The 24,778-nt window shown below is 63.4% G+C and carries 12 protein-coding genes and 1 tRNA gene; 9 read left to right on the top strand and 4 right to left on the bottom strand.

The genetic code is table 11. From position 1 onward, the window contains the following. Position 1 precedes the first annotated feature (1 nt). Both IPF85_RS13730 and IPF85_RS13725 read left to right on the top strand, forming a co-directional pair. Positions 2-694 (top strand): NAD-binding protein, encoded by a 693-nt coding sequence (locus IPF85_RS13730; RefSeq protein WP_343408647.1) that lies wholly within the window; start codon positions 2-4, stop codon positions 692-694. Positions 695-820: 126 nt separating this feature from the next. Next, on the top strand, positions 821-3,844 hold the full coding sequence (locus IPF85_RS13725) for a beta-galactosidase (RefSeq protein ID WP_343408646.1): 3,024 nt from the start codon (positions 821-823) through the stop codon (positions 3,842-3,844). Positions 3,845-4,009: 165 nt separating this feature from the next. Here the strand turns inward: IPF85_RS13725 and IPF85_RS13720 are convergent. Both IPF85_RS13720 and IPF85_RS13715 read right to left on the bottom strand, forming a co-directional pair. After that, a tRNA-Lys gene (locus IPF85_RS13720) sits at positions 4,010-4,082 on the bottom strand. A gap of 104 nt (positions 4,083-4,186) precedes the next feature. Further along, positions 4,187-4,975 (bottom strand): hypothetical protein, encoded by a 789-nt coding sequence (locus IPF85_RS13715; RefSeq protein WP_343408645.1) that lies wholly within the window; start codon positions 4,973-4,975, stop codon positions 4,187-4,189. 685 nt (positions 4,976-5,660) lie between these two features. Between IPF85_RS13715 and IPF85_RS13710 the strand changes: the two genes are divergently transcribed. The 3 genes from IPF85_RS13710 to proS all read left to right on the top strand — a co-directional run bounded on the left by IPF85_RS13710 (position 5,661) and on the right by proS (position 8,572). Next, on the top strand, positions 5,661-6,287 hold the full coding sequence (locus IPF85_RS13710; RefSeq protein WP_343408644.1) for a metallophosphoesterase: 627 nt from the start codon (positions 5,661-5,663) through the stop codon (positions 6,285-6,287). A gap of 54 nt (positions 6,288-6,341) precedes the next feature. Next, positions 6,342-6,899: an LOG family protein gene (locus tag IPF85_RS13705; protein WP_343408643.1), complete on the top strand. Its 558-nt coding sequence runs from the start codon at positions 6,342-6,344 to the stop codon at positions 6,897-6,899. A gap of 224 nt (positions 6,900-7,123) precedes the next feature. Next, positions 7,124-8,572, top strand: a complete 1,449-nt coding sequence (proS, locus tag IPF85_RS13700) for a proline--tRNA ligase (protein WP_343408642.1) — start codon at positions 7,124-7,126, stop codon at positions 8,570-8,572. 198 nt (positions 8,573-8,770) lie between these two features. On the opposite strand, the gene IPF85_RS13695 is transcribed toward proS, so the two are convergent. Together IPF85_RS13695 and IPF85_RS13690 are read right to left on the bottom strand one after the other, a co-directional pair. Next, positions 8,771-9,160: a nucleotidyltransferase domain-containing protein gene (locus tag IPF85_RS13695; RefSeq protein ID WP_343408641.1), complete on the bottom strand. Its 390-nt coding sequence runs from the start codon at positions 9,158-9,160 to the stop codon at positions 8,771-8,773. A 310-nt stretch (positions 9,161-9,470) separates the two neighbouring features. Beyond that, positions 9,471-12,167 carry an SUMF1/EgtB/PvdO family nonheme iron enzyme gene (locus tag IPF85_RS13690; protein ID WP_343408640.1) on the bottom strand — a complete coding sequence of 899 codons (2,697 nt, stop codon included), beginning with the start codon at positions 12,165-12,167 and terminating at the stop codon, positions 9,471-9,473. A 647-nt stretch (positions 12,168-12,814) separates the two neighbouring features. Between IPF85_RS13690 and IPF85_RS13685 the strand changes: the two genes are divergently transcribed. The 4 genes from IPF85_RS13685 (at position 12,815) to IPF85_RS13670 (ending at position 24,771) form a co-directional block, all read left to right on the top strand. After that, positions 12,815-14,446: an acyl-CoA dehydrogenase family protein gene (locus IPF85_RS13685; RefSeq protein ID WP_343408639.1), complete on the top strand. Its 1,632-nt coding sequence runs from the start codon at positions 12,815-12,817 to the stop codon at positions 14,444-14,446. Positions 14,447-14,500: 54 nt separating this feature from the next. Continuing rightward, positions 14,501-20,479, top strand: a complete 5,979-nt coding sequence (locus IPF85_RS13680) for a beta-ketoacyl synthase N-terminal-like domain-containing protein (RefSeq protein ID WP_343408638.1) — start codon at positions 14,501-14,503, stop codon at positions 20,477-20,479. Continuing rightward, a complete protein-coding gene (locus tag IPF85_RS13675) occupies positions 20,476-23,607 on the top strand; it encodes an SDR family NAD(P)-dependent oxidoreductase (protein WP_343408637.1) in 3,132 nt (1,043 codons plus the stop codon). Before IPF85_RS13680 ends, IPF85_RS13675 begins: the two co-directional genes overlap by 4 nt. 216 nt (positions 23,608-23,823) lie before the next feature. Continuing rightward, a complete protein-coding gene (locus tag IPF85_RS13670) occupies positions 23,824-24,771 on the top strand; it encodes a Uma2 family endonuclease (protein ID WP_343408636.1) in 948 nt (315 codons plus the stop codon). Positions 24,772-24,778: the final 7 nt, after the last annotated feature.

Here is a 24,778-nt window from a genome sequence, read left to right as displayed (position 1 = left end):
TATGTTTGTTTTAATTGCCGGGGGCGGTCGCACCGGCACTCAGTTAGCCACGCTGCTGTTGGCCCAAAACCATGACATTCGTCTCGTCGAAAGCCGTCCCGACATCCTGGCTCGTATCCACCGTGAGCTACCGACCGAAGCCATCTACGAAGGCAAAGCAACCGACCCGCAGATCTTGGAGCAGGCCGGCATCGAGCGCGCCGATGTGGTCGCGGCCGTCACCAACAACGATGCCGACAACCTGACGCTCTGTTTTATGGCGCGCTCGCGCTACAAAGTTGGCCGCACCATCGCGCGCGTCAACAACCCGCGCTCAGCCTGGCTCTTCGATCAAAAGTTCCATGTGGACGTGGCTCTCAACGCTGCCGAAATCCTCTCCGGCCTCATCGAGGAAGAAATGTCGCTCGGCGACATGATGACGCTGCTCAAGCTGCGCCGCGGCAACTTTGCCATCGTCGAACAGAAAGTGCCGGTCGGCGCCAGGGCGCTGGGCATCGCCCTCAAGGACCTGGCCCTGCCGGAGCACTGCGTCATCGCGGCCATTGTGCGCCACGGCGAAATCGTCCTGCCGCGCGGCGTCACCGCGTTCGAAGTGGGCGACGAGGTGCTGGCCGTCACCGATTCCCAGGGCGCCCAACAACTGGCCGAACTACTGTCATCGCCCGGCAACGGCAACGGCAAGCGCCAGGCGTGAAAGAGCGCATAGTGCAAAGTGCATAGTACATAGTGCTGAATGAGAGAGAGGCGCTTACGGCAGGTCGTCGCAGCCCCTTTGCACTTTGTACTTTGTGCTTTGTACTTTGTCCAAGAGGTCAACCGCATGACACACGTCGCCTGTTCCCGCGATGGCATCACGCTGGACGGCCGGCCTTTCTACTTGCTGGCCGGCCAGGTTCACTACTTTCGCTATCCCCGAGCCGAATGGCGATCGTTGCTCTTGTCGGCGCGTGCAGCCGGACTCAACACGATTGATTTCGTCATTCCCTGGAATCTGCATGAGCCGCAGGAAGGGCACACCGATTTCAGCGACATGGCCGACCTGCCGGCATTCATGGATCTGTGTCACGATCTCGGCCTGAAGATCATCGCCCGCCCCGGCCCCTACATCTGCGCCGAATGGGAAAACGGCGGCATCCCCAACTGGCTGGCGGCCAGGGCAGGCATCGCCTACCGCCTGGACAACCCGGCCTTCCTGGACGCGACGCTGCGCTGGTTCGACACCCTGATCCCGCTGTTGGCCGACCGCCAGGCCGACCGCGGCGGCCCCATCATCCTCGTCCAAATCGAAAACGAACACTGGGCCTCCGGCGTCTACGGGCACGACGGCCATCAGGCCACCCTGGCGCAGGCGCTGAACGAGCGGGGCATCACCGTTCCCCTCTACACCTGCATGGGCGCCATGCCCGGCGTGGCCGAGTTCCGCAATGGCTGGACCGGCCTGGACCGCAAGCTGCAGGAGACCCGCCGCGCCTGGCCTGACAACCCCATGATCGTCAGCGAGTTATGGAGCGGCTGGTTCGACAACTGGGGCGCCAGCCGTCACAATGGCAAATCAGCGGCCGGGCTGGATGCTCGACTACACGAATTGACAGCGGTAGGCGCCAGCGGCCTCAGCCATTGGATGTGGGCGGGCGGCACCAACTTCGGATTCTGGGGCGGACGTACCGTGGGCGGCGACACCATCCACATGACCACCTCCTACGACTACGACGCGCCCGTGTCGGAATACGGCGAGCTGACCGCCAAGTATTTCGTGGCCCGGCGCCATCACCTGTTTCTGGGCACCCTGGGATCAACGCTGGCCCCCCTGCTGGTCGCGGCCGCTGCGGGCGGGCCGCGCGTCGTCAGCGCCAAAGCGGTGGCGGGCCGCGCCGGCGGCGGCGGCGAACCGCTGCGCAGCGTGCGCAACGGCGAATTCGCCGCAGCCTATTTGCGCAATGACACCGCGGACCGCCAGGTCTACCAGGTTTTTCACAAACTCACCGCTACGGACGCCAACCCCGTTCACCTGGCGGTCGAGGTCGAAGCGTTTGCGGTCAAACCGCTGTTCATGAACCTGCCCCTGGCCGACAGCGGATTGCAGTTGCGCTACCACACCGGCCGCATCCTGGGCTTCTGGCGCTGGCCTGACCAGGATGTGCTGGTGATCTACGGTTGCGCGGGCGAAGTCGGCCGCCTGGCGCTTGCAGAAATCCCCAATGCCGCGACCCCAAACCACGGCGTGACCGGAAACGGGCCGCGAGACTGGGAACTACACGAAGAAACGCACGGCGTCACCTGCCAGATCGTTGCCCGCGAGTTACGGGTTGAATACTGGCTACACGAAGCGCCGACTGTCCTACGCGCCACACGCCCATCGTCGCCCAACGCCACGAAAACGCTGACCGTGATCCTGCTGACGCAAGCCTACGCCGAACGCTGCTGGCCTGTGGGCGAATCGGGTTTCCTGCTCGGCCCCCAAGTCGTCACCGAGGGTGTGCTGGACGCCGACGGAACCCTGCGCGCCCGGCTCGATCCGCGCGGCAGCCAGCCGTGGTATTGGGTCGCCGCAGATGGCCGCATCAGTGAAATGTCGCCCGCTCAAGGTCCGCAGGCGTTGCCGCCGACCGCGGCGCCGGCGCTGGGCGCCTGGGAAAGCGCAACCTGCCTGGAGTTGGAAATAAACGAGGGCTGGCAGCCGCTGGGCAATCCGGGCGTAAATGCGCCCAACGCGCATGGCTACGCCTGGTATCGCGGCCGTTTCCAGGCAGCGCAGGCCCAGGTCACCACCCTGGCCGCGCCTGGCCTGGCCGATCGCGGGCATCTGTTCGTGGATGGCGCCTTTGTCGGCGCCTTCGGTGTCGGGCCAGACGGTCCGACGCTCGCCCTGCCTCTGACCCTGACGCCCGGCGCGCATGACCTGCGTTTACTGGTGGATGACCTGGGGCGCTTCAACTACGGCAGCGGCCTGAGCGAGATCAAGGGACTGACCGACACCCTCTACCTGGGCGGACAGCAGGAAGAGATCACCAGCGGCTGGACGGCCCTCTGGCAGGAGGCAGCCTTCGCCGGCGAGGCGCTGGCCAACGCGCGTCCGGCCCACGTGCGGCCGGATGCCCGCGACGTTGACCTGGCACACTTTGCACCGCCCGAGGGCGCGGGCAGCGACATCTGGCTGCTGCGCGAGCTGCCCGCGCCGGCCGGGCGACGGGCGCTGCTCTATCTGACCGGGGACCGTAATCCCGGCGCGCTTTTCATCAACGGCCAGCCGCTGATCCGTTTCAGCCGGCATTTTGGCGGTGGTTTCTTCAAGTTCGATATCAGCGAGCGGCTGCAGCCAGACCGCGCCAACGTCATCGCCCTGCACATTCGTGACTACGCCGGGCAGCCCTGGCGCGCCTGGCTGTTGACCTACGACGCCGACCAGGCGCTGGACGCCGTGTGGGAATACCGGTCCGGCGTTCACCCGGCTGTGTTCGCCGGTACGGGCGTTCCAGGCTCAGCCCGGGCGCGCGCAGACGAGCCTGCGGCCAGTTCGGCGCTCCTGGCGGGCGGGTCATCAGAGCGACCGCCGCGCCCCGTCTTCTTCCGCACCCGCTTTGCCTATGACCCGGCCCTACACGGCTTGGGGCCGTTCAAACTGAGCCTGGGCAGTCTGCGCAAGGGGCATCTGTGGCTCAACGGCCGCAGCCTGGGGCGCTACTGGCAGATCGGCCCGCAGGAGTTCTACAAAGCGCCAGCCTCCTGGCTGGCGGCGGTCAACGAGTTAGTGATCTTCGAGGAAGAAGATGGCACGCCCGCCGGCGCCCGTCTGTGGCCCGAGACCGCAGTCGCGGCGCGGGAGTGGCGCGCAAGGGTGGAATAACCGCAGCGAGCGATTGAAATCGCGCCTGATGGGCGTACCGCCGGGCCGTAGGATTAGTACACGGATCAACACGGATTCACACTGGCAGTCGGCGCCAGGTGACTGAGCAGTTACAAAAAAACGATCAACTGACACAGGTTCAGTTGATCGTTTTCGCGTGTCTTATGAGTCCAGCTGGAATCGAACCAGCGACCCGCTGATTAAAAGTCAGCTGCTCTACCTATTGAGCTATGGACCCACGCCTTGCCGCTCCAAATTATAGCACCGCGTTCGCGCAGTGTCAAAACCTTGCGCAAACGCGGTGCCAAGAACCTTTCGGAGGTTTGCGGACGAGATGCAGCCTTACGCAGGCATCATCTCCGAGTTGTGCAGACGGGCATCAATGCTCTGCAGCACGCCAACGCGGTTGCCGTGTGCGCGCTCGTACTGCGCAATCACCGTCAACTGGGCCGTGTTCAGGCTATCCATCTTGGCGGTGATCTGCTCGACGGCCAGGTCATCGTAGTCGGCAATCGGCATCGCCTCGATGCGCCGCGTCAGCTCACGAAGCACCGTGGCCCGCTTGCCCACGGACGCCTCGAAGTCACGAATGGCCTGCATCTCAGTGACCGTCAGGTCGGCCAGCTTGTTGACAATTTCCTTGACATTCAGCTTGGCGTAGTTGGCAAGCGGCAGGTGCTGCATGGTCGTTTCATGCAGGTTGGTCACCTGCTCCTCAACCTTGCTCTCTAGCTGATCAATTTCCTCGACCAGATTCTGCACCCTGGCGCGCGTCGGCACTTCGATGCGCTCGACCAGGTGCTTGACCCGCCCCTCCAGGTCGTCTTCCGCTGCTTCGACGCGCTGGCGACCTTCCTTCCAGTAATGACGCGCTTCCTTCAGCGCCCAATCCTCCATCTCCTGGCCACGCTTGACCGATCTCTCATAAAAATCGGTCGTCCATTTGATGAGGTCCGCGACAGCATCCTGGGATGTACCCACGGTGCCGAAGCTCACCAGCAACGCCTTGTGGCTGCTATCGCGCACATCGTGCGTCGCGGTGCCACTCCACTTCTTGATGGTTTCCTGCGCATCGTGCATGCGCGTTTCCGCCTGCTTGCGCACATTCTCGAGTCTCGTCATCTCAGCCATGATTGGCCTCCCTTTGTCATTTCTCTATCACAACACATCCCGTCAGCCTAACACACTGCCCGACAAGAGCGGGTCTGGTTATCTTTCTTTCGATTCAATCCTCTATGACGCATTGCGTCATAAGGCATTATAGCACACCGCTTCACAACTGTCAATCGCGTGGCACGCCTTTTTTTGGACGCTTCGCAAACACGCCACGCGCCGTCGCGGCTACATCAGGACGTAGATATCCTCTTCATGCACCAGGGCACGATAGATGGTTGCCGGCTTGGCTGTCCTGGGATAGTTTTTCTCCTTATTCTTGTGACGCACTGCGTCATAAACATTGTAGCACGGGACGCGATGGCTGTCAAGTGCAAAACTGAAGGCCCTCGTCCAGCAGTTCCAAATGTAGCACACATTCAACCACAAAGAAACGGCAGATCAGACGCAAATCGGCAACTTCTCTGCGTTCTTTGTGATCTCTGTGGTAAAAACCAGGCTACATTTGGAACTACTGACCCTCGTCGAAGGGCGTTGACACCCATGGTCGTTTATGGTATACTCGCACCCCTGACCGCGGCGGGACGGGGACGGGTCTTGATCGATTTGCGAGGAGACAGCTCGACGTTCTGGTAAGTGCAGCAGCCTTTGCCCGCCGCTGACAGAGACCGGGTTTTAATGACCCTGAACCCAGTGCAGGCCTATGCGCATTTTGGTTGTCAGCGATGAAGTTGAGCCGCATCTGTACGGCCCGGGAGCATTCAAGCTACAGAGCACCACAGATGTTCTGATCAGTTGTGGTGACCTTCCATTCTATTACCTGGAATACCTGGCTAGCACCCTGAATGTCCCCAGCTACTTCATCTTTGGCAACCACGGCTTCGAGTTGGAGCACCGCGCCGACGAGATTGCGATTGCCCATCCACGTGTAGGCACCAACCTGCACGGCATCACCATCAACGAACATGGCCTGTTGCTGGCTGGCCTGGAAGGATGCATGCGCTACAACCCCAGTGCGTGGTTCCAGTACAGCGAAAACGACATGTGGCTGCAGGCGTTGAACCTGGCGCCCCGGCTGATGATGAATCGCCTGCGTTACGGGCGCTATCTTGATGTGCTGGTGACCCATGCGCCGGCCTTTGGCATACACGATCAGCCCGACCGGGCGCACACCGGTTTCAAGAGTTTTCTGTGGCTGCTGCGCACCTTTCGCCCGCGCTACCTGCTGCACGGCCACATTCATGTGTACAATCGTAATCAAGTGGTGGCGACACGCTACCATCAGACCGATGTCATCAATGTCTACCCACACCGGGTCATTGAGGTTTGACAAAGGCCGCAGCAGAAATCTGGCAAGCAAAGCAACAAGGACCGACAAGTTCGCATGGATACACCGACAACCGTTACCATTTTTGGCAGTTCACGCTGCGTGGCCGGCGCGGCTTGTTACGAAGAAGCACGCCTGTTGGGCAAACTTCTGGCGCGGGCCGGTTACGCCGTGGCCACCGGCGGCTACAATGGCACCATGGAAGCGGCCAGTCGCGGCGCGGCTGAGGCCGGCGGTCATGTCATCGGCGTCACCTGCGACGTGTTCGAACGCCATACCACCAACGCCTGGGTGCATGAAGAACGTCGCACGGCTGATTTGATGCAGCGCATGACCGCCCTGGCCGACGCAGGCGATGCCATCGTCGCGGTGATGGGCGGCGTCGGCACCCTGGCCGAGGTCACCTACGTCTGGAACCTCCTCCAAATTGGGGCGATGACCCCGCGCCCCTTCCTGCTCCTGGGCGACGCCTGGCAGCCGATCATCGGCGCCATCCTCGCCCACAGCCATATCGGCTCGTCGGTCGCGGCCCTGGCCGAAGTCGTCGCCTCGCCCCAGGAAATCCTCACCCGCCTGCAAGCCACCCTCCCATCCCCGCCTCGCCCCCTGGCGTAGCGCCTGGCGCACGCACGGGGGGCTGCACAACTTCATCTCGCAAACACTCACGCCGTGTATGGCATTGCCCTGCACTTCACACGTTGCGCTTTATGCTCTCTGCGTTTTCTCCGAAAACGCATTGCACTTTGTACTTTGCACTTTGTACTTTGCACTTTGCACTTTGCACTCTGCGCTTTGCACTTTGCACTCTGCGCTTTGCACTTAATCCAAGGAGTTTCGTCATGGCAGAAGAACTACGCATTACCCCGCGCGGGGAAGACTACTCGCGCTGGTACACCGATGTGGTGCTACGCGCCGACCTGGCCGATTACTCGCCGGTCAAAGGCTGCATGGTCATCAAACCCTACGGCTACACCCTGTGGGAAGCCATCCGCGATGGACTGGATCGCCGTTTCAAGGAAACCGGTCATCAGAACGCCTACTTCCCGCTCTTGATTCCCATGAGCTTTCTGCAAAAAGAAGCCGAGCACGTGGAAGGTTTCGCGCCCGAGCTGGCCGTGGTGACGCACGGCGGCGGCAAGGAGTTGGAGGAGCCGCTGGTGGTGCGCCCCACATCGGAAACGATCATCGGCCACATGTACGCACAGTGGATTCGCTCCTACCGCGACCTGCCGGTGCTCATCAACCAGTGGTGCAACGTGGTGCGCTGGGAGATGCGCACACGCCTCTTCTTGCGCACCACCGAGTTTCTGTGGCAGGAAGGACACACCGCGCACGCCACCTACGAAGAGGCGGAGGCGGAGACCCTGCAGATGCTCAATGTCTACGCGGACTTTGCCATCAACGACGCCGCGATTCCGGTCGTCCGCGGCATCAAGTCGGCGCGAGAGAAGTTCGCCGGCGCGGACAAGTCCTACACGATCGAAGCGATGATGGGCGACAAGAAGGCGCTGCAATCGGGCACGTCGCACAACCTGGGACAGAACTTCGCCAGGGCCTTCAACATTCAGTATCTGGACAAGGCCAACCAGTTGCAGCTCTGCTGGACCACCTCCTGGGGCCTGAGCACGCGCATGGTGGGCGCCATCGTCATGACGCACGGCGATGACCAGGGCCTGGTACTGCCGCCGAAGTTAGCGCCGTATCAGGCGGTCATCGTGCCGATCTGGCGCAAGGAGCAGGAGCAGGTGCTGGTGACTGAGTCAGCCATCGCGCTGGAGCGAGAGCTGAAGGCCGCGGGTCTGCGCGCCAAGCTCGATCTGCGCGACAACTACTCGCCCGGCTTCAAGTTCAACGACTGGGAGATGCGCGGCGTGCCGCTGCGCATCGAGATTGGACCGCGCGATGTGCAGAACGGACAGCTCGTGCTGGCGCGGCGCGACATCCCCGGTCGGGATGGCAAACGCGGCATCGAACGGGCCGGCGCCGCGGCCACCGTTCAGCAAGCCCTCACAGAGATTCAAGCCAACCTGCTGGCGCGCGCGACCGCCTTCCGCGACGCCAACATCGTGGATGTCAGCTCGTACGGAGAGTTGAAAGAAGTGCTGGATGGGCCGGGCGGCTTCTGTCGCGCCTGGTGGGACGGCAGCAGTGAGGATGAGGACCGTATCAAGGAAGAGACAAAGGCCACCATCCGCTGCTTCCCGCTGGAACAGCCAGAGGGGAGCGGAACCTGCTTCTACACCGGCCGGCCGGCGGAGAGGGTGGCGCTGTTTGGGCGGGCGTATTGAGGGGGGAGAGACCGGAGATTGGAGATTGGCAATCGAAAATCGGCCAGAAAATCGAACATCCCAGGCTGCCCGACCTGGGATGTTCATCGAAAAGGAGGAGAAGAAAGAAGAGATTCACATCTTTGTTTGCTCGCTTGTTTCTGGTGTCAGAATAACACCGGGGAAGGCGCCAAACTGGACGCCAACCCTACGCTTTCCCTACGCTAAAATCAGTTCTTGTCCCTCCTTCTGTATAGATGCCTGCAGGCGCGGCGGAGCCACCTCGAATTCAACCAGGTCGAACTCGAAGTTCGGATCGAGATCGAGCAGACGGCCCAGGGCGCGCAGGTAGAGGCGCTCGTCCAGGCCCCACACCGCCAGGTCAATATCAGAGCGTTCGTGAAAGAAGGTCGGCGTCAGGATGGAGCCAAACAGCGCGACACGCTGCGCGCCAAACTGTTCCTTGAGCAATTGCGCGGCCGCCTGCGCCAGGGCCAGCGCGCGTACACGCCGCGCTTCCACCATCGCCCGACGCTCCTGCTCACGCCGTTGGGCCGTCGCCCGGTAAACGGCCATCTTTTCGGGTGGAATCGGCAGCGTTTGTGGCATGGTACCTCCGTGGTATTTTACCGCCATGATGGGCAACCAGCAAGGCGCGCAGTCGTTGTCCAGAAATTCCGGTTTAGCCCGACACCCCCCCACAACACACACAACACACAAAGAAACGGCGGGGTGGGTCGTAAAAGGGCGGTCTCTTTGCGCCCTTTTTGTCTTTGCGGTAAAATTTGGAACTGCCGGCCGTGTCAAGTGGACACTGCGGCGACAGCGCCCCCCACTCCGCGGTCGTGACCTGCTTCCCCCACCGCTACGCACGCCCACAGAGCGCAGATCAGAGGTCAGAGCAAACAGAGGCAGAGGTTCAGAGGCCGGGGGCGACCACCCGGAAACCCACATCGAGGCTACGGGCGCCAGGCGGGTACCAGTAACGAGAGGCGCAGCGCACGACGTCATCGTCGTTGATGAAAGAGCCGCCACGCACCACACGACGAACATTTGTTCTACTCTGATCCTCGCGCCCGTCGTCGGCCCGATAGGGATAGCCAAACTCTGGCTTCATCAGGTCCTCGCCCCACGCGCTGCGCGTCCACTCCCAAACATTGCCGGCCATATCGAAGACCTCATAAGGGCTGCGGCCGGCCGCAAAGATGCCCACGGGGCTGGTGTCGCCAATGCCGGTCTGGTTCATGTTGCACTTCGTGGCATCGAAGGTATTGCCCCACGGCCAGGTGCGGCCGTCTGCGCCGCGCGCAGCCTTCTCCCACTCCGCCTCGGTGGGCAGACGCAGCTCACGCCCCTCCTGCCGGCTGCGCCAGGCGCAGTAGGCGTTGGCGTCATCCCAACCGACATACACCACGGGATGATTACGCAGCTCGACCGGCGCGCGCGGCCCCCGCCAGTGCAGCGGCGGCTCGCGCTGGGTCGCCAGGACAAACTCCTCGTACTGCGCGTTGGTCACCGGATAGGCGCCGATACGAAAATCGCCCACCCAGACCGGATGCGCCGGTTTCTCGTCTTCCCATTGACTATCGTTGCTCCCCATCGTAAACTCGCCGGCCGGCACGGGCAGCAGAACATCGAAGTCTCTCGGATCGCCCAACACGCTAAGCACGGAGCCGGCTTCGGCCCGCTCGCGTGGGGTCAGGCAGTCGTGCGTGATGAGATGGGTCAGTTGCTGGCGCACGCGGCCGATCAGTTCGGAACCCAGGTCGCGACGCTGCGCTCGCGGCAGGCTGATCTCCAACAGCACCTGTCCGGCCAGCCACACCTGACGCCAGCCCGCGTCAGATGCAGGCAGCGCCTTAGGGCACAGCTCGTCCACTAACAGGAGCGGCTCATTGCGATTGCCCTGCACCTGGTTGCCTACCGCCAGCAAAATCACCTCACGCCAAAGGGCGCCACTGCCCGCCAGTTGTTTGGCCTGCTCGACGAAGTCACCCTGGCTGCTAAGCTGACAGGCGGCCAGGTATTCCTGGAAGGTGCGATGCGGAAAACGATAGAGCTGACCCGGCACCACCTCCACGAGGAGGCCCGCGCGCTCGTTCATCACCGCCACCACCTGGTCGGCCCAATCCTTGCTTTTCTGCGGATGCAAGTCGCTCAAGGCCTGCTCCAGGGCTATCATCGTCACGTCGGCCGTGGTCTCACGGTCGGCCCCTGCCGGCAGTTGGGCATGCACCTCGTAAGCCAGGCGCCACAGCGCCTGCTGCACATCATTGTCCTGCAGCCCGGCTTCAGTCAGCAGGCGGCGCCAGGTCGTCTCCCCAACTTCTCCCTTGAGCTTGACCGCCTCCCAACGTGAGAGCAGCAGGTCCACCACGTCACGGTAGAGCAGCACGCGTGCGTCAGGCAGCTCGTCCCTGCGCGTATGCACCACGGCCATCGTGGTCAGCAGCAGCGGATTGCGCGCCAGCCGGCGTAAGTCCTCACGGCGCACCGCGCGGCTCAGCTTGGCGGCCGAGGTCTCCGCATCCTTGAACGTGCGCTCGCGCATGGAAGCGAGCTGGCGGTACCAGGCGGTGATGAACGCGTCCATTTTTTCATCGTCCAGCGGCGCCAGCTCCACCACCGTGGGCCAGCGCGCGTCGGGCAAATGCCAGCGCCTGTCCTGGTAACTCAAGACGCGGCAGGTCACGACCACACGCAGGCTTGGGTAGGCGGTGGACAGGTCATTGATCATCTCTTTGATGCGCCCCAGCACGGCCGCATGGACAGGCACCTCGTCCAGGCCATCCAGGAGCAAGATGGCGGCGCCGTCCTGCAGATGATCGGTCAAAAACTCAAGGCAGTCGCCCAGGCCATTCTCGCCCAGCCAGGATGCGAGATAGGCGAGCAGCAGGCCGGTTTTCGGTGGGGGATCGGTCGCCTTGCCCAGCCAGGCCGCCAGGTAGCGCAGCGTCACCGGCACAGGCAGCACCTGGCTGGCGTCGGCCGGCCAGGTGGGCAAGCGCTCCAGCCAGCCGCCGCGGGCGTCCAGCGCGGCATTGGCCAGGCAGTAGGCCAGGTGATTGACAAAGGTGGATTTGCCGCCGCCCGGTTCGCCCACCAACACCAGGCGCGGGGTCTGCGCCACGGCCTCCAGCGCGGACCAGGGGCGCTCATCCGGCCGGCCCAGCATCTCCTCCTGGCCGCGCTTGCGGCCGGAAGGGTCTTCGGTCGGCACGCGGGTCTTGGTATCGAGCGCCACGTAGACATCGGCCAGCGGCAGGCGTTCTTCCGCCGGCGTCTCCGCGCTGGCCGCCTTGATGTCCACCGCGGTCAGCGGCAAGAAGCGCAGATCGGCCGCGATGCGCTGAAGGTAGCGCCGGCGCTGCTCTTCGTACTGCTTTGCCGCCTGGCGGCCGCCTGGCGCAGGATCGGCCGGTCGCCGCGCCTCGCGCACGGCAATCACGATCGCAGCAACCAATGAGATGGCAAACGCAGCCCAAACCAGCCAGCGCACCGGTTCGAGCGTTTCCTGCAGATCGGCAGCCACCCAGTTGGCGGCCAGGTTGCCGATCGCCAGGATCAGCGCAATCAGGGCGGGTAGCAGCCAGGGACGTGATGGGCGAGTGGTCATGGTGGGATTCCTCCTTCATGGGCAGGTGCAGAGTACGCGCGGGAAATTGTACGCCACAACCGTCGAAACATCAAACCGGCGCGCAACTCGTCTCCAGTCAACGCAGGTTGGATTGGTCACGCGTTGCCGCGACTGGCAGTCGCCTGCTCTGCACCGCGCAAAGTTGACAGGACACGCCGCCTGCATAGAATGACCCAACCGCTGACTGACCTGAAAATATCCTGACGCAAAGAAGCAAAGACGCAAAGGCATTTTCATGCACGATTGTGCCCCCTGGCATGGAAACTGACCTGAAAATAGCCCTGTGGCGCAATCCGCCGGATTGCAGCGCCCGCGCCACGGAGGCAAGCCGGCGGCTTGCGTCACATTTTCATGCACGGTTGTGCGCCCGGCGCATGGGCAACTGACCTGGCCTGAACATACGCCGAACGAGTTCGGCACTCCGGACGCTCCGGAGTCCTCGACTTGTCGAAAAGTGACGCGTTGCGCCATAGGAGGTCATGAAATCGGCCAACGCATTATGATATGGCGCATATGACCGCCGTGACTCGACGCCTATAATCCTGCTTGTTCAATTTGTCACAGGCATGGCACAGATTGCGCCCGTGCCCTGAGGATAGTGAGTTAAATTTAGGAGGAACCATTCGATGGCCGGACTGGATACCCAAACCCTCAACATGGTGTTGTCCACGCTGCAAAAGTATGCGGAGCGTGAGCTGACCAATGCCTACTTGCTTGAGCTTGACTACAAGGACGAATTCCCTCATGCCGTTCTGGAAGCGCTCTATGGCGACGTGGGCCTGCATCTCCTCTTCATCCCCGAAGAGTTCGATGGCATGGGCGGCGGCGCCTATGACATCTACCGCGTCTCCGAGGTCATGGCCAGCATTGACCTGGGCATCGCGACCGGGGTGCTGGCCACTTTCCTGGGCAGCGACCCCATCACGGTGGGCGGCACGCCAGAGCAGAAAACCTACTGGATGGGCCGCATCGCGAACGAGGGTCTGCTGGTGGCCTATGGCGCGACCGAACCGCAGGCTGGCAGCGATCTCGGCTCGCTCAAAACCAAGGCCGAGCCGGTGATCGAAGACGGCAAGGTGACCGGTTATCGCATCACCGGCCGCAAGCAGTGGATCAGCAACGGCGGCGTCGCCAAAGTCTACACGATCCTGGCCAATGCGCCAGGTGGCGCAACCTGGTTTGTGGTGGAGCATGACGCCGAAGGCTTCACCAAGGGCAAACCGGAGGACAAGCACGGCATTCGCGCCAGCAACACGGCGGCGCTCTTCCTGGATAATGTGTATGTGCCAGCCGACCGCCTGGTGGGCGGGGTGGAAGGTCAGGGGTTGATCCAGGCGCAGGCGGTCTTTGGCTACACCCGCCTGATGGTGGCCGCGTTCGGTTTGGGCGGCGGCTGGGCCGCGCTCAAACGCACCATTCCCTACTCGCAGGTGCGCATTCAGGGCGGCGCGCCGCTCAGCCAGAAGCAGGGCTATACCCACAAGCTGATCGTGCCCAATGCGGTGCGCCTGGAAGCGGCTCGTGCCTACATCGAATGGACAGCCGAACGCCTCGATGGCGGCGAACCCGACCTGCAGACCGAAGGCGCGGTGGCGAAGTACCTGGCGACCGAGGCCGGCAATAAGGCGGCCGAAGATGCGATCCAGGCGCACGGCGGCTACGGCTACACCAAGGAATACATGGTGGAAAAGATCAAGCGCGATGTCAAGATCACCACCATCTACGAAGGCACCTCGGAAATCATGGAATGGACGATTGCCCGCGACCGCTGGCAGTTGCACCTGAAGACCCGCGGCGCCTACTACAACGACTGGGCTGCGCGCCTGGACAAAATTCAGCGCACTGAGCCGAACAACGGCGCAGGGACGGCCGCCCTGGCCCTGCGCGCGCTGGCCGTGGTGTTGGAACGCTGCCGCGTTGACCGCCTGACACGCAATCAGCACATCCTCTTTCGCCTGGGTGAATTGATCGCCTACGCGGAGACGGCCGCCATCTTCGCCGAGCGGGTGCAGTCGCATCCCACCACGGCTATCCCGCTGGATGTGACGACCCGCCAGGCCATGGCCCGTATCCATGCGCGTGACGCGGCGCTCAAGGTGGCGGATGACGGCTTGCGCTGGACCATCGGCGCGGGGCAGACCGACCCCAACCTGGCCGGATCGCTCAATTTGCCAGGCATCTACCAGGCGCAGGCGGGGCTGATCGAGGACATGGATTTCGTCAGCAAGAAGCTCAATGAGGCGTTTCCGGCCGCGTAAAGCAAGTGAGGCGGCGAGTGATGAAGCTCGCCGCTGGCATGAGGAGTACGACTTATGGAACAAACCGCAGACCGTGCCATTGCGGTGGTGGGCGTGGGCGCCGTCTTGCCAGATGCGCTCAACGCCCCCGCGTTTTGGAAAAATATCCGCACCAAGCGCTACAGCATCACCGACGTGCCGCCGGAGCGCTGGAGCGTAGCCGATTATTATGACCCTGACCCCGGCGCACCCGACAAGACCTACAGCAAAATTGGCGCCTGGGTGCGTGGGTTTCAGTTCGATTGGAAGCAATTTCGTATCCCGCCCAAAGTGGCCGCAGCCATAGACGGGAGTCAGCAATGGGCGCTGGCCACGGCCGCGGAGGCCCTGGCCGACTATGGCTATCCCAAGCGACCGCTGAATACGGAGCGCACAGGCGTTATCCTGGGCACCGCCATGGGCGGCGAGCTGCATTACTTCACCGCGCTGCGCATTTTCTTCCCCGAATATGCGCACGCCCTGGAAAATACCGTCGCGTTCAGGCAATTGCCAGCCGACGTGCGCGCGGCGTTGATGGCCGAAGCACGCGAGATGGTGCAGGAGCGCTTCCCCAATATAACCGAAGACACGATGCCCGGCGAGTTGGCCAACATCGTGGCCGGTCGCATCGCCAACGTCTTCAACCTGCGCGGGCCGAGCTTTATCGCCGACGCGGCTTGCGCGTCCACCTTTGCCGCGGTCGAAGCGGCTGTGGAAAACCTCATCAATTTCCGCTGCGATGCGGTGCTGACGGGCGGTGTGGACCGCAACATGGGGCCAACCACGTTCGTGAAATTCAGCAAAATCGGTGCGCTCAGCGCGACCGGCAGCCGGCCGTTCGGCGATGGCGCCGATGGCTTTGTGATGGGCGAAGGCGCGGCCGCGTTTCTCCTCAAACGTTTGAGCGATGCCGAACGCGATGGCGACAAGATCTATGCCGTCATTCGCGGCGTCGGCGGTTCCAGCGATGGCAGGGGCAAAGGCATCACGGCCCCCAACCCGATCGGCCAGCAGTTAGCCACGCAGCGGGCCTGGGAAAACGCCGGGCTGGATCCGGCCAGCGCCACCCTGGTCGAGGCGCACGGCACCAGCACCAAGGTGGGTGACGTGGTGGAAGTGGAAAGCCTGGCCACCATCTTCGGCAACGCGCCGCGCGGCAGCATCGCCCTGGGGTCGGCCAAGAGCAACATCGGCCACCTGAAGGCAGGCGCCGGCGCGGCCGGTCTGCTGAAGGCGGTGATGGCGGTGTATGACAAGGTACTGCCGCCCACGCTCAACGCGCAAAAACCGAACCCCAACCTCAACTTTGATCAGATGCCGTTCTTCGTCAATCATGATCTGCAGGAGTGGAAACAGCCAGCCCAGGGCCCACGGCGGGCGGGGGTCAGCGCGTATGGCTTTGGCGGCACCAATTTCCATGTGGTGGTGGAAGAGCACGTGCCGGGCGCGCTGGCTCGTGAGATAGCAACCTATGCGGGAGTGACTATCCCCGGCGCCAAAACAGCGCCGGCCTCGCCACCTGCCACCCTGCCTGTCACCCTCAGCGCGTCAACCAAGGCGCCGCTGCGCGGCATTCTGGCTGTGGGCGCGGCGTCGCCCGTCGAGCTGAAAGACAAACTGGACGCAATCTGGGGCCGCGTGGAAGACGGCTGGATGCCGCCCGTGGCGCCGCCGACCGCGGCTGATCTGGCCGCCAACGAGCGCCTGGTGATTGACTTTGGCACGCCTGATGAACTGCTCGACCGGCTAGGCAATGCACGCAAAGCGGCCGGTTTTGGCAACGCCGCGGCCTGGAAGGCCCTGCAAGGTCGGGGCATCTTCCGCGGCAGCGGCCCTAAGCCAGGCAAGGTGGCCTTCCTCTTCCCCGGTCAGGGCAGCCAGTACGCGAACATGGGGCGCGAACTGGCCGCGGCTGATCCGGTGGTGGCCGAAGTGTTTGCCGAAGGTGACCGCGTGATGACGCCGATCCTGGGCAAGCCGCTGACCGATTTCATCTTCGTCAACGGCGACGACCCGCAGGCCATGCAGCGTGTGGAGCGCGATCTGATGCAGACCGCCATCACGCAGCCGGCCATGCTGACGATTGACACCGCGATCTACAAACTGCTGGCAACCTACGGCCAATACCCCGACATGGTCATGGGGCACTCCCTGGGCGAATATGGCGCGCTGATTGCCGCGGGCATCATGCCCTTTGCCGATGCGCTGGAGGCAGCCGCGGCGCGTGGCAGCGAAATGACCAAGGTCAGCATGGGCGACAACGGCTGGATGGCCGCGGTCATGGCGCCTTACAAGGTGATCGAAGAGACGCTGCCGAAAATCAAGGGCTATGTGGTCGCGGCCAACATCAACAGCTACAACCAATCGGTGATTGGCGGCGAGAGCAAGGCGGTGGAGGAGGCGATCGGCCTCTTCAACGGCATGGGCTACCAGGCTGTGCGCCTGCCGGTGAGCCACGCCTTCCACACCCGCATCGTGGCCCCGGCCAGCAAGCCGCTGCGCCAGGTGCTCAATCGCCTGCGTATCTCCCCGCCGCTCCTACCACTGGTGGGCAACGTCTATGGTGAGTTCTATCCCAACGATGTCGAAGGCATCAAGGATCTGCTCGAACTGCAGATCGCTTCGCCGGTGCAGTGGATCAAGGGCCTGGAAACGCTGTACGCGGCCGGCGTGCGTACCTTCGTCGAAGTCGGCGCCAAGAAGGCGCTCAAGGGCCTGGTAGACGATGTCCTGGGCAGCAAGCCCGATGTCGTCTCGCTTTTCACCAATCACCCCAAGACCGGCGAGCTGCCGAGCTTCAACCAGGCGCTGTGCGGCCTTTACGCCGCCGGCTACGGCTTGACCGCCAGCCAACCGGCCTGGGAAATCAAGCCGCCGCCGTCGCAAGCCGCGGCAGCCCCTTCAACACCAACTCCGGCGTCGTCGGTCAGTGCGATAGCAGCCCCCTCTGCGCCTGTCGCTGCCGCGACCATGCCAGCCGAACAGGATTTTGCCATGCCAAACCTGCCGTCCCTACCTCCGGCACAAGCCTTTCAGATGATGGGTCAGATGTTTGCCCAGATGATGCAAACGATGGCCCAGCCGGCGCCCAAGACATTCGACCGCAACGACGTGCCGCAAGGCTCCATCGTGATCAGCGGCACCGGCTTGGGTCTGCCCGGCGTCAACAAAGCCGTCATGGACCCTGACAATGCGCTGCGCATCCTGCGTGGCGAGCAGTTTGTGGACCTGATCCCAGAGCGCTACCGCCGCCTGATAGCCGAGAAGCACGTCACCCGTGTGGTCAAGGCCGCAGATGGCAGCGGCAGCTTCGAGACGATTACCGATTCGGGCGATGTGATCAAACTGGCCGGCCGCGCCGGCGCCTTCAACCTCAGTGAAGAGTACGGCATCTCCGACAAACTGGTCGAGGCGCTGGACATCACCACGCAGTTGGCGATGGCCGCCGGCCTGGACGCGCTGCGCGAGGCCGGCCTTCCCCTGGTTCAGACCTGGAAGCGCACGAGCACCGGCCGCTTCCTGCCTGATCGCTGGATGCTGCCGGACAGTCTGCGCGACGAAACCGGTGTCGTCTTTGCCAGCGCGTTCCCCGGCGGCGACCGTTTCGCTGACGAGATGAAGCGCTACTACGTCTGGCAGGAACGCCTGCACCATCTGGAGATGCTGCAAAGCGTGCGTGGCGCCATCACCGAAAGCCAGGCCCTGCTGGAAGTGGACCGACGCATCAACGCGGTGCGTGACGACCTGGCGCGTGAGCCGTACGCCTTCGACCGTCGCTTCCTCTTCCGCATTCTGTCCATGGGCCACAGCCAGTTCGCCGAGTACATCGGTGCGCGCGGCCCCAATACCCAGGTCAACGCCGCGTGCGCAAGCACCGCGCAAGGCGTGTCCATCGCCGAGGACTGGATTCGCAGCGGCCGCTGCCGCCGCGTGATCGTGATCGGCGCGGACAATGTGACCGGCGACAACCTGATGGAATGGGTGGGCGCTGGCTTCCTGGCGACCGGCGCGGCTGCCACCGATGCCAAGGTGGAAGAAGCCGCCTTGCCCTTCGACCGCCGTCGCCATGGCACCCTGATGGGTATGGGCGCGTGCGCGTTGGTGATCGAAAGCGAAGACACCGTGCGCGAGCGCGGCATGCGCGGCATCGTCGAACTACTGAGCAGCGAGACCAGCAACAGCGCCTTCCACGGCACCCGCCTTGATGTGGATCACATTGCGATGGTGATGAACAACCTGGTGACGGCGGCCGAGCGCCGCTTCGGCGTGGATCGCCGCACGATGGCGCCGCAGATGGTCTTCATGTCGCATGAGACCTTTACGCCGGCCCGTGGCGGCAGCGCCGCGGCCGAGGTCATCGCCCTGCGCAGCACCTTTGGCGATGTCACTAATCAAATCATCATGGCCAACACCAAGGGCTTCACCGGCCACCCGATGGGCGTTGGCGTCGAGGACGTGATTGCGGTCAAAATCCTGGAATACGGCATTGTGCCGCCGGTGCCCAACTTCAAAGAAGTGGACCCCGACCTGGGCATGCTCAATCTCAGCCGCGGCGGCCGCTACCCGGTGCAGTACGCGCTGCACCTCGCGGCCGGCTTCGGCTCGCAGGTTGCGATGACCCTGACACGACGCATCCCCGGCGCGCTGGATCGCACCGACAACAAGGCGCTTTACCAGCGTTGGCTGGAAGATATCAGCGGTTACGATCGCGCGGAAACGGACGTAATCAAACGTGTGCTGCGCATCCGCAGTGAAGCGGCCCCCACTCGCCAGCCGGCGCCGAGTACCTGGCGCACAGGCACCGGGCCAACCGTGCGCGCCCTGGCCGCTGGCGATGGCGCCGGCATGACCCATCTGTTGCCTGCGCCGATGGTGCTCCCGACCCTTGCTTCACCGGCGCCCCAAGTCATTGCGGCCCCAGCCGCGATGACGGCCCCGCCGGCCCCGCCAACATCGCTGGCTCCCGCTCCTGCACCCGTGGAGACTCCTGCACCGGCGCCGACTCCGGTGATCCCTACGCCAGCGGCGCCCCGACCGTTCGAGCCTGTGGCTCCGGCGGAGGACCGGAGACCGGAGATTGGAGATCGGGTCACGGGGCAGGGGACGATGGCAGCGTCTGCGAGTGTCGCGGCGCCGAAACCGGTCTCTGATCTCGGATCTCAGGTTGTCAACAAGGTACTGGCGATCGTGGCCGAGAAGACCGGCTATCCGAGCGACATGCTCGACCTGGAGCTTGACCTGGAAGCCGACCTGGGCATTGATACCGTCAAGCAGGCCGAGACTTTCGCGGCTGTGCGCGAGGCCTTCGACATCCCGCGGCGCGACGACGTGAAGCTGCGTGATTATCCGACGCTGAAGCGGGTGGTGGATTTCGTGCTTGAGAGCCGGCCGGAGCTGAGAGGAGAACAGAGAACAGAGACCAGAGATCAGGTCACGGGGCGGGGGACGATGGCAGCGTCTGCGAGTGTCGCGGCGCCGAAACCGGTCTCCGGTCTCGGATCTCAGGTGACTGAGAAGGTGCTGGCGATCGTGGCCGAGAAGACAGGCTATCCGCAGGACATGCTCGACCTGGAGCTGGACCTGGAAGCCGACCTGGGCATTGATACCGTCAAGCAGGCCGAGACTTTCGCGGCTGTGCGCGAGGCCTTCGACATCCCGCGGCGCGATGACGTGAAGCTGCGCGATTACCCGACGCTGAAGCGGGTGGTGGATTTCGTGCTTGAGAGCCGGCCGGAGCTGAGAGGAGAACAGAGACCAGAGACCAGAGATCAGGTCACGGGGCAGGGGATGATAGCAGCGTCTGCGAGTGTCGCGGCGCTGAAACCGGTCTCCGGTCTCGGATCTCAGGTGACTGAGAAGGTGCTGGCGATCGTGGCCGACAAGACCGGCTATCCGCAGGACATGCTCGATCTGGAACTCGACATGGAGGCCGACCTGGGCATTGACACCGTCAAGCAGGCCGAGACCTTCGCGGCTGTGCGCGGGCCTTCGACATCCCGCGGCGCGATGACGTGAAGCTGCGCGATTACCCGACGCTGAAGCGGGTGGTGGATTTCGTGCTTGAGAGCCGGCCGGAGCTGAGAGGAGAACAGAGAACAGAGACCAGAGATCGGGTCACGGGGCAGGGAATGGCGGCGGCGTCTGCGAGTGTCGCGGCGCTGAAACCGGTCTCCGGTCTCGGATCTCAGGTGACTGAAAAGGTGCTGGCGGTGGTCGCGGAAAAGACCGGCTATCCGCAGGACATGCTCGACCTGGAGCTTGACATGGAGGCCGACCTGGGCATTGACACCGTCAAGCAGGCCGAAACCTTCGCGGCCATCCGCGAGGCCTTCGACATCCCGCGGCGCGAAGACATCAAGCTGCGCGACTACCCCACGCTGGCGAGTGTGATTCAGTTCGTGCTGTCGAATCGGCCGGAGTTGGCAGGAGAACAGAGAGCGGAGGACCGGAGACCGGAGATTGGAGATCGGGTCACGGGGCAGGGAATGGCGGCAGCGTCTGCGAGTGTCGCGGCGCTGAAACCGGTCTCTGGTCTCGGATCTCTGGTAACTGAGAAGCCGATCTCCGGTCTCGGATCTCCGGTAACGGCCAAAGTGGTGGTGAAGACCTACGGCACGCTGGAAGAATCGGAAAAGGCGCCGCGGCGGGTGGTGGCGCCGGCGGTGCGTCCGGGGCTGGAGTTTTGCAAGCCGACCGGTGTGCTGCTCGATGCGAGTAGTCGCGTCGTGGTGATGATGGACAAGGGCGGCGTGGGCAAGGCGCTGGTTGGCCGCTTGCAGAAGCGGGGCGTGACGACCCTCATAGTGGAGGAAGCGCTGGAGATGGAAGCGCTCGTCGGGCAGTTGCAGAACTGGCTGGCGGCCGGCCCCATCCAGGGCGTCTACTGGCTGCCCGCTCTCGATGTGGAGCCGGGGCTGGAGGAGATGGACCTGGCAACCTGGCGCGAAGCCAACCGGATGCGCGTCAAGAACCTCTACGCCACGATGCGCACGTTGTTCGACGCGGTGAGCGGCCCGACCAACTTTCTGGTCGCGGGCGTGCGCCTGGGCGGATTGCACGGCTACGGTTCTGAGGGTGCGCTGGCGCCACTCGGCGGCGGCGTCGTCGGTTTCAGCAAGGCCTTCAAGCGCGAGCGTGAGCAAGTCCTGGTCAAGGCCGTGGACTTCGACGCCGGTCGCAAGACGGTGGAGCCGGCTGAGGCGCTGATCGCGGAAACGCTGAGCGATCCGGGCGTGATCGAGGTGGGCTACAAGGATGGCCTGCGCTACTCGCCGACTCTGCGGGTGCTCCCGGCCAGGGATGGCAGCGCTGGTCTGACTCTGGGCAAGGAGACCGTCTTCGTGGTGACGGGCGCGGCCGGTGGCATCACCAGCGCCATCACGACCGACCTGGCGGTGGCAAGCGAGGGCATCTTCTATCTGCTGGACGTGGTGCCGCCGCCGCAGCGGGATGATGAAGACATTCGCCTGTTCCGCAGCGACAAGGAAGCGCTGAAGAAGGCGCTGATCGAACGCGCACGCGCGGCCGGCAAGAAGCCGACACCGGTGGAGATTGACAAACAGATCATCGCCATCGAACGCAACGAAGCGGCCCTGCGTGCCATCGAGACCGTGGAAGCGGCCGGCGGCACAGTGTACTACCACAGCATCAACCTGCTGAATGGGGAGTCAGTGGCCGCGGTGATCGAGGACATTCGTCGGCGCTACGGTCGCATTGATGTCATCCTGCATGCGGGCGGTCTGCTGATTGATCGTCCGCTGCCGGACAAGGAGCCAAATCAGTTCGCCCTGGTCTACGATGTCAAGGCGGACGGGTTCTTCAACCTGCTCAAGGCCGCGACCGGGATGCCGATCGGCGCGACGGTGGTCTTCAGTTCGGTGGCAGGTCGTTTCGGCAACGCCGCGCAGAGCGACTACAGTGCGGCCAACGACCTGTTGTGTAAGATCAGCAGCAGCATGAAGGCCTGGCGGCCGCAGACGCGTGGCATCGCCCTGGACTGGACCGCCTGGGGCAGCATTGGCATGGCCACACGTGGCTCGGTGCCGAAGATCATGGAGATGCTGGGCATTGACATGCTGCCGCCAGAGGTGGGCGTGCCCACGATCCGTCGTGAACTGACCTACAGCGGGTTCAAGGGCGAGATCGTGGTCGGCCGACGGCTGGGCGCGTTGATGAGCGAGCAAGATGTCACCGGCGGGCTGGACACGGACAAGGTCAAGGCCCTGCTGGCGAGTCGCGAACGCCCACTGCCCATGATTGGCGCGGTCAAGGCGGCGCGACTGTACGGCGGGCTGGAGGTGGAGACCACACTCGACCCGCAGATACAGCCCTTCCTGTTCGATCATCAGATTGACGGTACCCCGGTGCTGCCCGGCGTGATGGGCACAGAGAGCTTCGCCGAGCTGGCGACGCTGCTCTTCCCCGGCTACCGGGTGGCAGCCATCGAGAATGAGCAGTTCCTGGCGCCGTTCAAGTTCTTCCGCCATCTGCCGCGCACGTTGTACCTGGAGGCAACCACCAGCGCCGGCGCCAACGGCGAGATCGTGGCGCACACCACGCTGACCGGCATCGTCCCCGCGCCCAAGCCGGAGCTGCCGCCGCAGGTCAAGGTACACTTCACAGCCGATGTGCGGCTGACGACGACGGATCTCGATCAACCGACGGCCAGCCTGCCTGGGCCAATGGGCAAGACCGTGAGCGCAGGCGACATCTACAAGATCTACTTCCACGGCCCGGCCTACCAGGTGTTGGATCAAGTCGGTATGGTGGGCAGCACGGTGGTGGGCCTCATGGCAGGCAACCTGCCGGCGAATACGTCGCCATCCGCGGCGGAAACGCTGATGGCGCCACGGCTGATCGAGTTCTGCTTCCAGACCGCGGGCATCTGGGAATTGGCGACGACCGGCGCCATGGCGCTGCCCATGGCGATCGGACGGGTAACCACCTATCGGCAGCCAGAGCAGGCCAGCGGCCAACGACTGTTCGCCCTGGTGACGCCGGTGGCTGGCGGCACGTCCTTCGACGCCGTCGTCGTGGACGAGACCGGTAACGTCTACGTTCAGATGACCGGCTACCAAACCGTGCGCATGCCGGGCAGCGTCAGCGCTGATCTGCTGGCGCCGCTGCAGGTCATTCTGGCATAAGCATCGAAGCGGGTGCAGGGGTGAAAAGACTTCCGAAGTCTGTGAGACTTCGGAAGTCTGACTTTGACACCCCTGCACCCGCAAAAGGGATTGACGATTGGCGATAGCGGGGCTATACTGTAGCCGCACGGCAAACGCACGATCGTCAAGAGGTGGCGTCATGCACCGCCGAGCACAATCTGCACCAGGCAGCACGCTGCCAAGCGGAGGGGGATCATGCAACAGACGGCTGAAGTGATGACCAGGACAGAAACGCCGACGCCCACGAATGGGGATGGCGGCGGGGATGATGGCTACGGGGATGGCTATGGAAATGGCTATGGAAATGGCTATGGAAATGGCACTAAGCTCATTTGGGTTCCCTCCCGTTCGCGGCCAGGCGTTCGCAATCGTACACTCCTCGATCTCCTGAGAACCCATGGAGATCTGCTGGAATTGCCGACAGAGGATGGTGAACCCTTGGAAACTCCCTGGCACCTGGCCCAAATCGCCTTTTTCCTTGAACTCATTCATTACGCCTGGCGTGAGCGCAACGACTTCTACGCCGGCGGCAACATGTTCATCTACTACAGCCTGGCGCAAGTGCGCAACCGGGACTACAAAGGGCCAGATTTCTATGTCGTGCTCGACGTGGATGGCTCGGTCGGGCGCGAGGCCTGGGTCGTCTGGGAGGAAAACGGTCGCTATCCCAATTTCATCTTCGAGCTGATGTCGGTTTCGACACGCCAGAACGACCTGACGACCAAGAAGGACCTGTACGCGCACACCTTCCACACGCAGGATTACTTCTGCTACGATCCAGAAACGAAGGCGCTCATGGGCTGGCATTTGCAGGGCGATGACTATGTGGCGCTGCTCCCCAACGCCCAGGGCTGGCTCTGGAGTGAGGCCCTCAAGATGTGGATTGGTAAATGGCACGGCCGCAACCACGCGCTCGACACCGCCTGGTTGCGCTTCTACAGTACGGATGGCGAGCTTGTCCTCCGTCACGATGAAGTCGAGCAGCAGCGGGCAGAGGCGGAGCGGCAGCGGGCTGAGGCGGAGCGGCAGCGGGCTGAGGCGGAGCGGCAGCGGGCTGAGGCGGCCGAAGCGCGCCTGGCACGCTTACAAATGCGTTTGCAGGCGCTGGGCATCAGCGCCGGAGACAACGGCACTGACGTATGATTGACCC

Source organism: Candidatus Amarolinea dominans (assembly GCF_016704685.1).
GTDB classification, from domain to species: domain Bacteria; phylum Chloroflexota; class Anaerolineae; order SSC4; family Amarolineaceae; genus Amarolinea; species Amarolinea dominans.
Note: the sequence above shows the minus strand (reverse complement) of the source record. Positions and strands in the feature narration are given on the sequence as shown.